Source organism: Halomonas sp. ND22Bw (assembly GCF_003011945.1).
GTDB classification, from domain to species: domain Bacteria; phylum Pseudomonadota; class Gammaproteobacteria; order Pseudomonadales; family Halomonadaceae; genus Halomonas; species Halomonas halophila.
Genome location: NZ_PXWD01000377.1, coordinates 1 through 351, shown reverse-complemented (window position 1 = coordinate 351; position 351 = coordinate 1). Strand labels below are relative to the sequence as shown.

At 68.1% G+C, this 351-nt stretch carries 1 protein-coding gene; it reads right to left on the bottom strand.

The window, feature by feature from the left end:
* Positions 1-109: 109 nt before the first annotated feature.
* A partial coding sequence (locus CVH10_RS18525; RefSeq protein ID WP_219924813.1) for a conjugal transfer protein TraD occupies positions 110-351 on the bottom strand: 242 nt, incomplete at its 5' end.

Sequence of the window (351 nt, the reverse complement as noted above, 5' to 3'; positions counted from 1 at the left end):
ATCTATGGGGCGAGATCGACAAGCCCCGCGAGCGGTTCAGGCCGCTTCGCCTCCACCAGCAAGGCCGCGACGCTTAGCGTACGTTTTCGACCATCCTCTCACCGGCCCCCTATGCTGTCGTTTCCGCTTCCGCGTCGAAGGCGCGCCGCCCGCGTCGTTTCCAGAGCGCGAGTGTGTCGCCGGCGGCATCGTCCCGCGCACGTCCGACCAGCTCCAGCAACGCGCCGTAGATGGTTGCGCGATCATCGCCGGCGAGATCGACCAGCCCGGCTTTCTGGACCAGGCCGCCCAGCTCGATCAGGTGGCGGGTGCGTTCGCGCCGTTGCACGACCCAGCCCCGCGTATCAGTCC